At 66.8% G+C, this 14,005-nt stretch carries 11 protein-coding genes; 5 read left to right on the top strand and 6 right to left on the bottom strand.

The genetic code is table 11. From position 1 onward, the window contains the following. Positions 1-180 precede the first annotated feature (180 nt). The 4 genes from ASE83_RS16520 to ASE83_RS16535 are packed head-to-tail and all read left to right on the top strand — an operon-like array spanning position 181 to position 5,402. Entirely contained in the window at positions 181-2,205 is a 2,025-nt protein-coding gene (locus ASE83_RS16520) for a 3-hydroxyacyl-CoA dehydrogenase NAD-binding domain-containing protein (RefSeq protein WP_055792902.1), read from the top strand. Next, positions 2,202-3,380, top strand: coding sequence for an acyl-CoA dehydrogenase family protein (locus ASE83_RS16525; protein WP_055792905.1), 1,179 nt, complete (start codon positions 2,202-2,204; stop codon positions 3,378-3,380). The genes ASE83_RS16520 and ASE83_RS16525 overlap by 4 nt, the downstream gene beginning before the upstream one ends. A gap of 22 nt (positions 3,381-3,402) precedes the next feature. Then, positions 3,403-4,530: an acyl-CoA dehydrogenase family protein gene (locus ASE83_RS16530; RefSeq protein WP_055792908.1), complete on the top strand. Its 1,128-nt coding sequence runs from the start codon at positions 3,403-3,405 to the stop codon at positions 4,528-4,530. Continuing rightward, complete coding sequence (locus tag ASE83_RS16535) at positions 4,530-5,402, top strand: acyl-CoA thioesterase (RefSeq protein ID WP_200921918.1); 873 nt, start codon at positions 4,530-4,532, stop codon at positions 5,400-5,402. Before ASE83_RS16530 ends, ASE83_RS16535 begins: the two co-directional genes overlap by 1 nt. A 56-nt stretch (positions 5,403-5,458) precedes the next feature. Here the strand turns inward: ASE83_RS16535 and ASE83_RS16540 are convergent, their stop codons facing one another. The 4 genes from ASE83_RS16540 to ASE83_RS16555 are packed head-to-tail and all read right to left on the bottom strand — an operon-like array spanning position 5,459 to position 9,640. Further along, positions 5,459-6,538 carry a catalase family protein gene (locus ASE83_RS16540; protein ID WP_055792913.1) on the bottom strand — a complete coding sequence of 360 codons (1,080 nt, stop codon included), beginning with the start codon at positions 6,536-6,538 and terminating at the stop codon, positions 5,459-5,461. A 60-nt stretch (positions 6,539-6,598) separates the two neighbouring features. Next, entirely contained in the window at positions 6,599-7,393 is a 795-nt protein-coding gene (locus ASE83_RS16545; protein WP_235513302.1) for an SDR family NAD(P)-dependent oxidoreductase, read from the bottom strand. Next, positions 7,393-8,406: a phosphotransferase family protein gene (locus ASE83_RS16550; RefSeq protein WP_055792915.1), complete on the bottom strand. Its 1,014-nt coding sequence runs from the start codon at positions 8,404-8,406 to the stop codon at positions 7,393-7,395. The genes ASE83_RS16545 and ASE83_RS16550 overlap by 1 nt, the downstream gene beginning before the upstream one ends. Continuing rightward, positions 8,396-9,640 (bottom strand): acyl-CoA dehydrogenase family protein, encoded by a 1,245-nt coding sequence (locus ASE83_RS16555; RefSeq protein ID WP_055793063.1) that lies wholly within the window; start codon positions 9,638-9,640, stop codon positions 8,396-8,398. Before ASE83_RS16555 ends, ASE83_RS16550 begins: the two co-directional genes overlap by 11 nt. 130 nt (positions 9,641-9,770) lie before the next feature. Between ASE83_RS16555 and ASE83_RS16560 the strand changes: the two genes are divergently transcribed. Beyond that, on the top strand, positions 9,771-10,988 hold the full coding sequence (locus tag ASE83_RS16560; RefSeq protein WP_055792919.1) for a TetR/AcrR family transcriptional regulator: 1,218 nt from the start codon (positions 9,771-9,773) through the stop codon (positions 10,986-10,988). Positions 10,989-10,994: 6 nt separating this feature from the next. Here the strand turns inward: ASE83_RS16560 and nhaA are convergent, their stop codons facing one another. Then, positions 10,995-12,182, bottom strand: a complete 1,188-nt coding sequence (nhaA, locus tag ASE83_RS16565) for a Na+/H+ antiporter NhaA (protein ID WP_055792922.1) — start codon at positions 12,180-12,182, stop codon at positions 10,995-10,997. A 212-nt stretch (positions 12,183-12,394) separates the two neighbouring features. Next, a complete protein-coding gene (locus ASE83_RS16570) occupies positions 12,395-13,981 on the bottom strand; it encodes a long-chain fatty acid--CoA ligase (RefSeq protein ID WP_443024328.1) in 1,587 nt (528 codons plus the stop codon). Positions 13,982-14,005 lie beyond the last annotated feature (24 nt).

A 14,005-nucleotide genomic window follows, 5' to 3' on the forward strand; every position in this document is an offset into this window, starting at 1 on the left:
GTCGCTTCGTCACCTGCCACGCAACCGCTCCTGCACTATAGTCGAAGGTCGGGTTTGCCCCGCTCCATCGCTTTTCCCTATCGCGCACTATTGATTGTCATTCTTGGAAAGGCAATAGAATGCGGCAATCCCACCGGCGTTTAGAAGGCCCGGTATGGCAACCGATGGAGGAGGCCCGACATGTCCGTGACTACCAAACGCCATGGCGACGTGCTGGTCGTGATCGCCGACAATCCGCCGGTCAACGCCTTGTCGGCAGCGGTCCGCCTTGGCCTGAACGCCGCGATCGACGAAGCCGCCGGTGACGATTCGGTACGCGCCGTGGTCATCGCCTGCGCCGGCCGGACGTTCTTCGCCGGGGCCGACATCACCGAATTCGGAAAAGCCCCGATCGAACCGATGCTGCCCGCGCTGGTCGACCGGATCGAGGCTTCGGACAAGCCGGTCGTCGCCGCGATCCACGGCACGGCGCTCGGCGGCGGATGCGAGGTCGCGATCGCCAGCCATTACCGCATCGCCGTCCCCAGCGCGAAGCTCGGCACGCCCGAGGTAAAGCTGGGACTGCTCCCCGGTGCCGGCGGCACGCAGCGACTACCCCGTCTCGCCGGCGTCGCGGTCGCGTTGGAGATGGCGGCGAAGGGCGATCCGATCTCCGCCGCAAAGGCCAAGGACGCCGGGATCGTCGACCGACTGGCCGGCGAAGACAGCCTGCTGGCCGACGCCATCGCCTTCGCTCGCGAGGTCGCCGACGTCCGCCCCATCCCCCGCGCGTCGCAGCGCCCGCTCTCCCCCGACCCGGAAGCGGTCGCCGCGTTCGAGAAGGCCAATGCCCGCCGCTTCCGCGGCTTCGACGCGCCCGCCGCTAACATCGCCTGCGTCGTCAAGGCGACCGAGATACCCTATGCTGAAGGGTCGGCGTTCGAACGCGAGCAGTTCATGAAGCTGATGTTCGGCGTACAGTCTGCCGCCCAACGCCATATCTTCTTCGCCGAACGCAAGGCTTCGAAGATCGAAGGCATCGCCGGGGACGTCGCGCTGCGCCCGGTCAACCGGGTCGGCATCATCGGGGCCGGCACGATGGGCGGCGGCATCGCGATGAACTTCCTGTCGGCCGGCATTCCGGTCACCATCGTGGAAATGCAGCAGGACGCGCTCGATCGCGGCACCGCCACCATCCGCAAGAACTACGACGCCACCGCCGCCAAGGGCCGGATGAAGCCCGAGCAGGTCGAGCGGGCGATGGGCCTGCTCACCCCCACGCTCGACTTCGACACGCTGGCCGATGTCGATCTGGTGATCGAAGCGGTGTATGAGGAAATGTCGGTCAAGCAGGATATCTTCGGCAAGCTGGACGCCATCTGCAAACCCGGCGCGATCCTGGCGTCGAACACCAGCTATCTCGACGTGAACGTCATCGCGCAGGCGACCCAGCGGCCGCAGGACGTGCTGGGCCTCCACTTCTTCTCGCCTGCCAATGTCATGAAGCTGCTGGAGATCGTGCGCGGCGATGCGACCGCCGACGACGTGCTGGCGACGGCGATGGCGCTGGCGAAAAAGATCCGCAAGGTCGCGGTGATCGCCGGCGTCTGCCACGGCTTCATCGGCAACCGGATGCTGGAGCCGCGTCAGGTCGAGGCGATGAAGCTGCTGCTGGAGGGCGCGACGCCCGAACAGGTCGATCGCGTCCATGTCGAGTTCGGGATGCCGATGGGACCGTTCCAGATGGCCGATCTGGCGGGCGTCGACATCGGCTGGCACCGCGACCCGACCCGAATCGAAAACCTCCGCGACGCGCTGGCCGCCGAAGGCCGCTGGGGCCAGAAGAAGCAGGCCGGTTTCTACGATTACGACGCGAAGCGCACGCCGTCGAACAGCCCGCGCGTCGCGGAGATCATCAAGGACTTCCGCAAGCAGACCAACACGCCGCAGCATGAAGTGACCGATCAGGAGATCGTCGAACGCACGCTCTATACCATGGTCAATGAAGGCGCGAAGATTCTGGCGGAGGGCAAGGCGCAGCGGGCGTCCGACCTCGATGTGGTCTGGATCTATGGCTATGGCTGGCCGGTCTATCGCGGCGGGCCGATGTTCTGGGCCGATACGGAGGGACTGAAGAAGATCGTCGACGGCCTCGACCGTCACGGCTTCGACGTATCGCCGCTGCTGCGCGAAAAGGCCGAACAGGGCGGGAGCTTCTCGGCATGAGCGACCTCGCCCAATTCCGCGCCGACACCCGCGCGTGGCTGGAGGAGAACTGCCCGCCATCGATGCGCGAACCCGTCCGGTCGGACCGGGACGTGACATGGGGTGGCCGCAATCCGACCTATACCGACCCGGACCAGAAGCTCTGGCTCAACCGGATGGCGGCGCGCGGCTGGACCGTGCCCGACTGGCCGACCGCCTATGGCGGCGGCGGCCTGTCGCCGGCGGAAGCGAAGATACTGCGCGAGGAAATGGCGGCAATCAACGCCCGCAACCCACTCTATTCCTTCGGGATCTCGATGCTCGGCCCCGCGCTACTGAAATACGGGACGGAGGAACAGAAGCAGGAGCATCTGCCGAGGATCGCGCGCGGCGAAATCCGCTGGTGCCAAGGGTATAGCGAACCGGGCGCCGGTTCCGACCTTGCCGGGTTACAGACCAGCGCGGTCGAGGATGGCGACGACTTCATCGTCAACGGGCAGAAGGTATGGACCAGCTATGCCGACAAGGCCGACTGGATCTTCTGCCTCGTCCGCACCGATCGCACGACCAAGCAGGCCGGCATCAGTTTCCTGCTGTTCGACATGGCATCGCCCGGCATCACCACGCGCCCGGTCAAGCTGATCTCCGGCAACTCGCCCTTTTGCGAGACCTTCTTCGACGATGTGCGCGTGCCCAGGGCCAATCTGGTCGGCGAGCTGAACAAGGGCTGGGACGTCGCCAAGTACCTGCTGGGCCATGAGCGGGAGATGATCTCCGGCATGGGGCTGACCGACGACCGCCCGCTGATCGACCGCGCAGTGGCGACGATCGGTCTGGACGCGCAGGGCCGGCTCGACGACCCGATGCTGCGTGCGGCCATCGCGACCTTCGACGTCCGCGCCCGTGCCTTCGCCGCCATGTCCGAACGCTTCCGCGACGAACTGAAGGCGAACCGCGCACATCCGGCGCAACCCAGCATGATGAAATATTTCGGGACCGAGTTGAACAAGACCCGCCACGAACTGCTGATGGCGGCGGGCGGGAGCGACCTGCTCGAATGGGAAGGCGCCGACAGCTATGACGGCGCCGCAGCCCGCGCGTGGCTGCGCACCAAGGCCAATTCGATCGAAGGGGGCACGTCGGAAATCCAGCTCAACATCGTCGCGCGTCGCATCCTCGATCTGCCGACCCAGTGACCTTCTACCGGGAATTGCCACCATGCCCCTGTTTCTGAACGAAGATCAGACGATGCTCGCCAACACCGCGCGCGAATTTCTGGGCGAGGCAGCGCCGGTCGCGCATCTGCGTGCCCTGCGCGATGCCGACGATCCAACCGGCTTCGACCGCGACCTGTGGGCGAAGTTCGCCGAGATGGGCTTTACCGGCATGATGGTGCCCGAAAGCGCCGGTGGCCTGGGGCTGGGCCATGTCGAGGCCGGCATCGTTCTGGAGGAAATCGGCCGGAACCTGTCTCCCTCCCCTTTCCTCACCACCTCGGTCGCCGCCGTCGCGGCGCTGACCGGCACATCGGCGGGCGAACGCTGGCTGCCCGAAATCGCCGCCGGCCGGACGATCGCCGCCCTCGCCATCGACGAACGCGCGAAGCATGGCGATAGCGTCGCCCTTCGCGCCAAGCGTGCCGGCAACGGCTTCCGCCTGTCGGGCACCAAGCAGTTCGTGACCCACGGCCATGTCGCCGACCTGATCCTCGTCGTCGCGCGCACCGCCGGCGATGCGGACGAAGCCGACGGCCTGACGCTGTTCGCGCTGCCCTCCGACACGCCCGGCCTGACCGCCGATCCGCGCCGACTGGTCGACAGCAGCATCGCCGCGCGGCTGACCTTTGATAACATCATGGTCGATGGTGACGCGGTGGTCGGCGACGTCGATGACGGCCGTACCGGGCTGAACCGCCTCCTCCGCGCCGCCCGTAACGGAGCCGCTGCGGAGTCACTGGGCGTCGGCGACAGTGCCGCCACCCGCACGCTCGATTATCTTCGCCAGCGCAAGCAGTTCGGCCAGACCATCGGCAGTTTCCAGGCGCTGCAACACCGCGCTGCGCATCTCTATGCCGAACTGGAGGTCGCCCGCGCCGCCGTGCTAAAGGCGCAGCATCTGCTCGACGAAGCCTCCCCCGACGCCGACCTCGCCGTGTCGGTGGCAAAGGCGATGGCCGGCATGGCGGCCACCCTGTCGGTACAGGAGGCGGTGCAGATGCATGGCGGCATCGGCATGACCGACGCGGCGGACATCGGCTTCTTCATGAAGCGCGCCCGCGTCTTGACCGAAATGTTCGGCGACATCGGCTATCACAGCGACCGCGTGGCCCGCGCCGGGGGTTATTGATGGAGCCGAAGCCCGCCGACCTGATCGCCGGCCTGATCCGTCTGCTCGACATCGAGGAGATCGACACCGACCTGTATCGGGGTGCCCGCAACCCCGGCGGGGTAGGCCGGGTGTTCGGCGGACAGGTGATCGCGCAGGCTCTGCAAGCGGCACAGCGTTCGATCGGCGGTGACAAGGTCGCGCATTCGCTCCACGCCTATTTCCTGCGTGCGGGCGACGAGGAACACCCGATCGTCTACCGCGTGGTGCGCGATTTCGCCGGGCGCAGCTTCGCCAATGCCCGCGTGATCGCGATGCAGCGCGGACAGGCGATCCTGAACATGGCGGCGTCGTTCCAGTTGCCCGAGGATGGGCTGACCCATCAGGACGCGATGCCCGACGTTCCCCCGCCCGAAGCCCTGCCGTCCGACCGCGAGCTGCGCGAGGCGATGCAGGATCGCATTCCCGAGAAATATCGCCGCCTGTTCCTGCGCGCCCGCCCGATCGAGATCCGACCGGTCGAGGCGGAACACTGGACCGATCCGGCAAAGCGCGCACCGCTGCAACATGGCTGGTTCCGCGCCACCGCGCCGATCGGCGACGACATGACGCTCCACCGCGCGATACTCGCCTATGCCAGCGACATGATGCTGCTGGGCACCTGCATGTTGCCGCACGGCATCCACTGGATGATGGACAAGGTGCAGACCGCCAGCCTCGACCATGCGCTGTGGCTGCACGAACCGTTCCGGGCGGACGACTGGCTGCTGTACCAGACCGACAGCCCTTGGGCCGGCCATGCCCGCGGCTTCAATCGCGGGCGGTTCTTCAGCCGCGACGGACGGCTGGTGGCGAGCGTGGCACAGGAAGGGCTGGTGCGGGTTCGGGGGTAGGCAACAATGCCGTCTTCGTCACCCCGGGCTTGACCCGGGGTGACGGTTGGAACCCTTTAAACCGGCTCGTGGATCGGGCATCCATTGAACCGCCGCCGATACTCGACGGAATGGTCATAGATCGGCTTGCGCACCCGGTTGACCCCGCCCAGCGGCTGATGCGCGGCCAGCCCGGTCCAGACGCTGAACCGCAGATTTTCGTCGACCTCCGCCACCTTGTCCGCCGACCAGCTATCCTGGGGGTCGGTGCGGATGGTAGCAACGGTGACGAAGGGGCTGACGTCCTCAGGCCACGGCGTCGCGGCGTCCTCGATCGGCTGGGCATCGGTATCGCGCAGCAACTGCACGCGCACCTCCCACTCGCCGCGCACCTTATTCGCCGAGGTCTGCATATCCTCGCGGATGGCGTTCGGGCGGCCGCTGGTATCGATCACCGTGTCGGTCAGCGCGGTCAGGCCGGGCGACACCGGTACGACCTGATATTTCGCGACGAACGCGCCATGGCGGAACGGCGTGGCGGAGAAATAGGTCTCGCCCAGCGGATGGACGTTCTTCGATCCCCCCATCGTCTTTAGCAACGTGCTTTCGGTCCCGACCGCCTCCAGCGCCGCCTCGGCCCCGCGCAGGACATAGGACAGCGCCTTCTTCGCCCATTCCGCCTTGTCGGTCGTTCTGGCGAGCAGCTTCAGGTTGCCGGCGAATTTCTGTGGCGTCGGCGCCGCAAAGGCCGGGGCGTTGACCATGACGAAATCCTGCGTCCGTCCCTCCGCGCCGGGCAGGCGGTCGCCGTCGACGTCCATGACCTTCCACGCCAGACCGCGCGGCAGGCCGATCGCATCGTCGAGGATGTCGCCCGGATTGGTCGAAAAACGCATCACCACCGGATGCGTCCCCGGCATCGCGAACAGTCCTTGCGCCAGTTCGGGCGGCAGATTGTCGTGGATGGTCAGTTCGCCCTTCAGGATGCCGTGTGCCTTGGCATGGACCGCGCGCACCGCCTTGCCATAATCCTTCGACGTGGTTTCGAGGATGGTATCGAACGACTGCTCCATCTGTTCGACCGTCTCGGCCTCGTCAGGCTGCGGCTGTTCCAGCCCGGTCGAATAGCGGATAGGCGGTTTCAGCAGGTCGGTCATGTCGCAAACTCCTTCGTCTTATCAGCGACAAAGGCCGGATGCGGCATTCGTTCCGCCGCGTCAGACGGCGGTACGCCCATAGTCCTGGCGGGTGACCGGATGGCTGGACGACAACCCGCCATCCACCGCCACGGCTTGGCCGTTGACGTAGCTCGCCTCGGCCGAGGCTAGGAACAGGACCACCGCCGCGACCTCCTCCGGCTCACCACCCCGGCGCAACGGATTCAGCCGGCCGATCCGCGCCGCTTTCCCATGCTGCCGGGCATGGTCGTACACCATCGCCGTCATGCCGGTTTCGATCAGGCCGGGGCAGACGGCATTCACCCGCACCCCCGATCCAGACAGTTGCTGCGCGGCGGTCTGGACCAGATTGATGACGCCGGCCTTCGACGCGGAATAGGGTGCGCCGCCCGCCCCCGATCGCAACCCGGCGACGCTGGCGGTACAGACGATCGCCCCACCGCCCGCCGCCGCCATGATCGGCGCGGCATGGCGAATGGCGAGGAACGGACCGATCAGGTTGACGCGCAGGATCTCCGCCCAATCCTCCGCCGTCGTGTCGAACAGGCCGGCGATCCCGCCCGAGATGCCGGCGTTGGCGTGGACGACATCGATCCCGCCATAGGTTTCGACCGCCATCGCGACGGCCCGCGCGACATCGGCGTCCTGTCCGGCATCCATCGCACAAGCTACGGCCTGCCCGCCCATGTCGCCGATCATCGCCGCAGTAGCCTCGGCCTGCGCGACATCGCCGCACACCACGCCCGCCCCTTCGCGGGCAAAGGCGAGCGCGGTCGCGCGCCCGATCCCCGATCCTGCGCCGGTGACCAGCACCGACTTGCCCGCAAAGCGCATCACGCCCCCGCCTTCCTCGCGAAATCCCATGCCGTCGCCGCCAGCATCGGCACCCGTTCGGCCATCGCCGCCGCTTGCGCGCTCGCCGCATTGCCGTCGCGCACCCGCTGCTTGATTCCCTGCACGATCCCGGTCAGGCGAAAGAGGTTATAGGCGAAATACCAGTCGAGCTTCGGCACGTCCGCCCGGCCCGTGGCAGCGCAGTATCGCTCCACCACCTCGTCGATCGTCGGAATACCGCTGTCGCCGCCGGCCAGCCCCTTGATCCCCGAACGCCCATCCGGTTCGGTCCCCCAGTTCATCAGCAGATAGGTGAAGTCGGCCAGCGGATCGCCCAGCGTCGACAACTCCCAATCGAGCACCGCGACGACGCGCGGTTCGTCTTCGCCATAGATCAGATTGTCGATCCGGTAATCGCCATGGACGATCGCGGTCCGGTCCTGCGCGGGCACCGTACGCGGCAGCCATTCGATCAGCCGCTCGACATCCGGAAGATCGTCGGTCTGGCTCGCGCGATATTGCCGGGTCCAGCGCGCCACCTGCCGCTCGAAATAATTGCCCGGCTTGCCATAGTCGCCCAGACCCACCGCCACCGGGTCGATCGCATGGAGCGCCGCCAGCGCATCGATCATCGCATCATAATGCTTCCGCCGCTGGCCCGGCGTCATGCCCGGCATCGACCCATCCCAGATCGTCCGCCCCACGACACGCTCCATCAGATAGAAGGGCGCACCGATCACCCCCGCATCCTCACACAGGGCAATCGGCCGGGGCACCGGGAACCCGGTCGGATGCAGCGCCGCGATCAGCGCATGTTCGCGCTCGACCGCATGGGCGCTGGGCAATAACGGCCCGAAGGGCTTGCGGCGCAGCACGAACGAACCGGCGGGAAGGTCGACGCGGTAGGTCGGGTTGCTCTGCCCGCCCGGATAGCGCGTGATCTCGACCGGCCCTACACCCACCGTCGCCACCAGCCACGGCGTCAGCCGTGCAAGGTCGAGGTCACCGACCATCGGCCACCTTCGCAAATTCGGCGCGGGCGATGGCGCGGTTGTGCACCTCGTCCGGCCCGTCGGCAAAGCGTAGCGTGCGGACGCCGGCCCATGCGGCGGCGAGCGGAAAATCCTCCGACACGCCGCCGCCGCCATGCGCCTGAATCGCATCGTCGAGGATCTGCAACGCCATGGTCGGTGCCTGCACCTTTATCATCGCAATCTCGCCCTGCGCCGCCTTGTTGCCCGCGCGGTCCATCATGTCGGCCGCCTTCAGGCACAACAGCCGCGTCATCTCGATATCGATCCGCGCGCGCGCGACCCGCTGTTCCCAGATCGAATGCTCGGCGATCGCCTTGCCGAACGCGACGCGCGATTGCAGCCGTTTCGCCATAGCCGCCAGCGCCATTTCGGCGACGCCGATGGTGCGCATACAATGATGGATGCGCCCCGGCCCCAGCCGCCCCTGAGCGATCTCGAACCCGCGCCCCTCGCCCAGCAACAGGTTCGACACAGGCACCCGCACCTTGTCCAGCACGACCTCGCCATGGCCATGCGGGGCATGGTCATAGCCATAGACCGGCAGCATCCGCTCGATCCGCACGCCGGGCGTGTCCATCGGCATCAGGATCATGCTCTGCTGCTGGTGCCGCCGCGCATCGGGGTCGGTCTTCCCCATCACGATCGCCACCTTGCAGCGCGGATCGCCCGTGCCCGACGACCACCATTTGCGCCCGTCGATCACATAGTCGTCGCCGTCGCGCACGATCCGCGTCTCGATATTGGTCGCGTCCGACGACGCCACCGCCGGCTCGGTCATCAGAAAGGCGGAGCGGCTGCGCCCCTCCATTAACGGCCGCAGCCACGCTTCCTTTTGCGCGCGCGTGCCATAGCGGTGCAGCACCTCCATATTGCCGGTGTCGGGCGCGGAACAGTTGAACACCTCGCTCGCCCAATGCCACCTGCCCATCTCCTCGGCGCATAGGGCATATTCGACGTTGGACAATTGCGTCCCCTCGAACGCAAAACTCTCGTCCACCATCGGCGCACCCGAATGCGGCGGCATGAACAGGTTCCACAGGCCGGCGGCCTTTGCCTTTTCCTTCAACGGCTCCAGCATCGCGACCGGCGCCCAGCGATCGCCCGTCGCAACCTCGCGATGATAGGCTTGGTCGGCGGAGGCGACATGCTCGGCGATGAACGCGGCGACGCGATCCCGATATTCGGTTTCGCGCGCACTGAAGCGAAAGTCCAACATCCGTCTCCCGTTGCAACTGTTCTGCTCGATCTATGCCATACCGCATATTCGGTAAAGCGCGGATGACGTCGCGTCATGGTGCAACAATGGGGCTTGGGGTCCACACCCGATCTGCTAGGGTCGCGCGATGACGACGACCGACGGGGCCACCAAACGCTACCGCGCCAAGCGCGACGCCATCCTTGCCGCTGCGGCGGAGGCGATCAACGAAGCCAGTGCCAAGGGCATGACCTTCGCCGATGTCGCGCGCCGGGTGGGCCTGAACACCACCAGCGTCACCTATTATTTCAAGCGGAAAGAGGACCTTGCCGCCGCCGCCTTCGACCACACGCTCGACTGGCTACAAGCGACACTGGATGAATCGCTGGCCGAACCGACCCCACAGGCCCGCGTCGCGCGGTTCCTCTCGATCCACTTCGACCGTCAGCGTCGAATCGAAGCGGGCGAGGAACGGCCCGTCGCGATGCTGTCCGACCTGCGCGCGATGGAGGACCCGTTCAAGGCACGCCTGCTGGCCGGCTGGCGTGAGGTGTTCCGCAAGACCCGGACCCTATGGGGTGAACCGCGCGATCGGATCGCCAAGGATATACAGGGCGCCCGCGCGCACATGCTGCTGGAGAACTGCTTCTGGCTGACCGTGTGGCTCGACCGATACGAACCCGATCAGTATGACCGGGTGCAGGCGCGGCTGATGGACGTGTTCACCCATGGCCTTGCCGGCCCCGGCCAGCGCTGGACCCCCCGACCGCTGCTACTCGAACAGGCGGATGCGGAACCGGCGCGTGACGCGTTCCTGCGCGCCGCCACCCGGCTCATCAACGAACTCGGCTATCGCGGTGCCTCGGTCCAGCGGATCGCGTCCGAGCTGAACGTGACCAAGGGATCGTTCTACCACCATCTCGATGCCAAGGACGATCTGGTCGCTGCCTGCTATCAACGCAGCTTCGACACCATTTCCGCCGCACAGCGCGCCGCCGACCGCGACGGCGGCAGCCACTGGCAACGCCTGTCCAGCACGCTCGCGACGCTGGTCGATGCACAGTTCACCGAACAGGGGCCGCTGCTGCGCACCACCGCGCTCGCCGGGCTGCCCGGCGGCGTACGGCAGGCGATGGTCGACCGCTCCAACCGCATCGCCCGCCGTTTCGCCGGCACGATCAGCGACGGCATCGCCGAAGGATCGGTCCGCGCGGTCGATCCGCTGATCGCCGCACAGGCGTTGATGGCATTGCAGAACGCCGCATTCGACATGCGCGGCTGGGCCGGCACCATGCCGCGCGACCGGGCGGTCGGCTTCTACGCCTCGACGGTTATGACCGGGCTGTTCACCGATCCGGCGGTGTAAATCCGGTCATGGTCCACCGTCCGCCTTCGCGGGCGGAGCAGCCATCCGCAGGACCGCATAGCCCAACACCCCCGCCGCCAGCGACCCTGCCAGCACGCCGATCTTCGCCTCCGCCTGCAGTAGCGGATCGCCGGGGAAGGCGAGCAGGGTGATGAAGATACTCATCGTGAAGCCGATGCCGCACAGCATCGCGACGCCGAGCAGCTGAAGGCGGCTGGCATTGGCCGGGCTGTCGGCCAGACCGAGGCGGATCGCGAGAGTCGCAAAGCCGAACACGCCGACCACCTTGCCGACCAGCAACCCCGCCGCGGCACCGAGCGTCACCGGCGCCGCCAACGCGCCGGGCGGCAGCCCCAGGACCGGCACCGCTGCATTCGCCAGCCCGAACACCGGTACGACGAAAAAGCCGACCGGGACATGCAGTGCGCCTTCCAATCGATGTAATGGACTGACGCAATCGCGGTCTGGCCGCGCTGGCGTCCGCTCCATCGGAATGGTGAAGGCGAGCATCACCCCGGCCAGCGTCGCGTGAATGCCCGATCGCAGCACCAATATCCACAGCACGACACCGACGATCAGATACGGCGACAGCCGGCGGACCCCGAACCGTTTCATCGCGACGAGCAGGGCAAGCGCGACGCCCGCTCCCGCCAGATCGGGCAGCGACAGTCCGGTGGTGTAGAAGAACGCGATGATCGCGACCGCGCCAAGGTCGTCGATGATCGCCAGCGCCGCGAGGAACACCCGCAGCGACGCCGGCACCCGGTTCCCCAACAACGCGATCACGCCAAGGGCAAAGGCGATGTCGGTCGCGGCAGGAATGGCCCAGCCGACGGCGGTCGGCCCGCCGTTGAACGTCAGATAGACCAGCGCCGGCGCGATCATGCCGCCCGCCGCCGCGATACCAGGCAATACCCGGCGCGGCCATGACGAGAGTTGGCCGTCCAGCATCTCGCGCTTGATCTCCAGCCCGACCTGCAAAAAGAACACGGCCATCAATCCATCGTTGATCCAGTGCCCCAGCGACAATGGACCAAGATGCGCGTGCAGCAACGCGTCGTACCCGGCAGCGAACGGCGAATTGGCGATCAACAACGCGACCAGCGCCGCGCCCATCAGCACCATGCCGGCAGCGGCCTGCGAATGGAGGAAACGGCGAAGGGCGCTCGGCCGTGCAAGGGATTTCGGGGGCATCGGTGCTCCAGCTACAGGGTATCGGCGCTGGCGGCCCGACCAGCGCGAATACCCTGCCCGACGCCGCGACCGGCCCGAACACCCGGCGCATCCTATCACATTCGCGGTGTGCGTAGGCAAGCCGGCGTCCCCAAAGCCGGTCGACATTCAGCCAAACCGTGGACTCCGGAACAAGTCCGGGGTGACGACAGACCGGTGAATGTCGATCCGACCTACGCCAGCACCTCCCGATATTCCTCCCGCAACGCCGCCTTCTTCAACTTCCCCGTCGCACTATGCGGCAGTGTTTCGACGAAGATCACGCGGTCGGGCAGCCACCATTTTGCTACCTTCGTCGCCAGATGTTCAAGCACCGCGTCCGCATCGACGTCCGCGTCCGGTCGCTTCACCACCAGCAGCACCGGGCGTTCGTCCCAGCGGGGATGCGGCACGCCGATCGCCGCCGCCTCCGCGACGCCGGGACAGCCGACCGCGGCATTTTCCAGATCGACCGAGCTGATCCATTCGCCGCCCGACTTGATGACGTCCTTCGCGCGGTCGGTTATCTGCATCGTGCCGTCGGGATGCAGCATCGCCACGTCACCGGTGTCGAACCAGCCATCGGGCGTCAGCGCGTCGCCGCGCTCGTCGCGGAAATAGCGTTTGATGACCCACGGTCCGCGCACCTGCAACCGGCCGGAGGTCTCGCCGTCGCGCGGCAGGATCGCGCCGTCGTCGTCGATCGTGCGCAGTTCGACGCCGAACGGCACCTTGCCCTGACGGCACACCTGATCGACCCGCTGTTCGAAACTCAGATCGTCCCAGTCGGCTCCCGGCGCGCCCATCGTCCCGATCGGCGATGTCTCGGTCATGCCCCAGGCGTGGTTGACCCGCACCCCCATCCGCATGATCCGCTCGATCATCGCGCGCGGTGCGGCCGATCCGCCGATCGTCACGACCTTCAGATGTTCGGGGCTGCGGCCGGTAGCGTCCATATACTGGAACATCGCGAACCAGACGGTCGGCACGCCCGCCGAATGCGTCACCCGTTCGCGGTTCATCAGGTCGCACAGCACCGCCGGATCGTTGACCGCCGAAAAGACGATCTTCGCCCCCACCGCCGGCGCGGCGAACGGCAGGCCCCAGCCGACCGCATGGAACATCGGCACCACCGGCAGACACACCGCGCGCTGCGACAGGTCGAACTCGTCAGGCTGCAATTCGGCAATGGCGTGCAGCACGTTCGACCGATGGGTATAGACCACGCCCTTGGGATCGCCGGTCGTGCCGCTGGTATAGCAGATCATGCACTGGTCGCGCTCGTCGCCCTCGACCCACGCATAGTCGCCATCCTCCGGCGCGATCAGGTCGCCGAGCGTCCCCGGCCCCGCGCCGTCCATCACGATGAAATGCTCGATGCCGGTCAGGCGCGGCTTCATCCGCTCGACTACGGCCGCAAATACCGCATCGTACAGCAGCACGCGATCCCCGGCATGGTCGGCGATATAGGCGAGCTGGTCGTCGAACAGGCGCGGGTTGATCGTATGGATGATGCCGCCCATCCCGATCACGCCATACCAGGCGACCAGATGGTGCGCATGGTTCATCGCCATCGTCGCCACCCGGTCGCCCGGACGGATGCCCAGCCGTTCCAGCGCCTGTGCCAGCCGCCGCGCATCGCGCGCGATCCCGGCCCAGTTCGTCCGCGTCTCGCTGCCATCGGCCCAGCGGGTGACGATCTCCCTGCCCCCATGTTCCCGCTCGGCATGGTCGAGCAGCCGGGGTACTCGAAGTTCGAAATCCTGCATTCCGCCCAACACGCGCGCTCTCCTTCGCGAACGGGG

It is taken from the genome of Sphingomonas sp. Leaf32 (genome assembly GCF_001421765.1).
In the GTDB taxonomy this organism is placed as follows: domain Bacteria; phylum Pseudomonadota; class Alphaproteobacteria; order Sphingomonadales; family Sphingomonadaceae; genus Sphingomonas.

What these genes read in the sequence shown, in the direction of transcription:
- ASE83_RS16545 (WP_235513302.1), bottom strand. Translation starts at nt 7,393, where the DNA reads ATGCGCTTTGCGGGCAAGTCGGTGCTGGTCACCGGCGCAGGATCGGGG.
- ASE83_RS16550 (WP_055792915.1), bottom strand. Translation starts at nt 8,406, where the DNA reads ATGGTCGGTGACCTCGACCTTGCACGGCTGACGCCGTGGCTGGTGGCG.
- ASE83_RS16560 (WP_055792919.1), top strand. Translation starts at nt 9,771, where the DNA reads ATGACGACGACCGACGGGGCCACCAAACGCTACCGCGCCAAGCGCGAC.
- ASE83_RS16520 (WP_055792902.1), top strand. Translation starts at nt 181, where the DNA reads ATGTCCGTGACTACCAAACGCCATGGCGACGTGCTGGTCGTGATCGCC.
- ASE83_RS16540 (WP_055792913.1), bottom strand. Translation starts at nt 6,538, where the DNA reads ATGACCGACCTGCTGAAACCGCCTATCCGCTATTCGACCGGGCTGGAA.
- ASE83_RS16530 (WP_055792908.1), top strand. Translation starts at nt 3,403, where the DNA reads ATGCCCCTGTTTCTGAACGAAGATCAGACGATGCTCGCCAACACCGCG.
- nhaA (WP_055792922.1), bottom strand. Translation starts at nt 12,182, where the DNA reads ATGCCCCCGAAATCCCTTGCACGGCCGAGCGCCCTTCGCCGTTTCCTC.
- ASE83_RS16535 (WP_200921918.1), top strand. Translation starts at nt 4,530, where the DNA reads ATGGAGCCGAAGCCCGCCGACCTGATCGCCGGCCTGATCCGTCTGCTC.
- ASE83_RS16525 (WP_055792905.1), top strand. Translation starts at nt 2,202, where the DNA reads ATGAGCGACCTCGCCCAATTCCGCGCCGACACCCGCGCGTGGCTGGAG.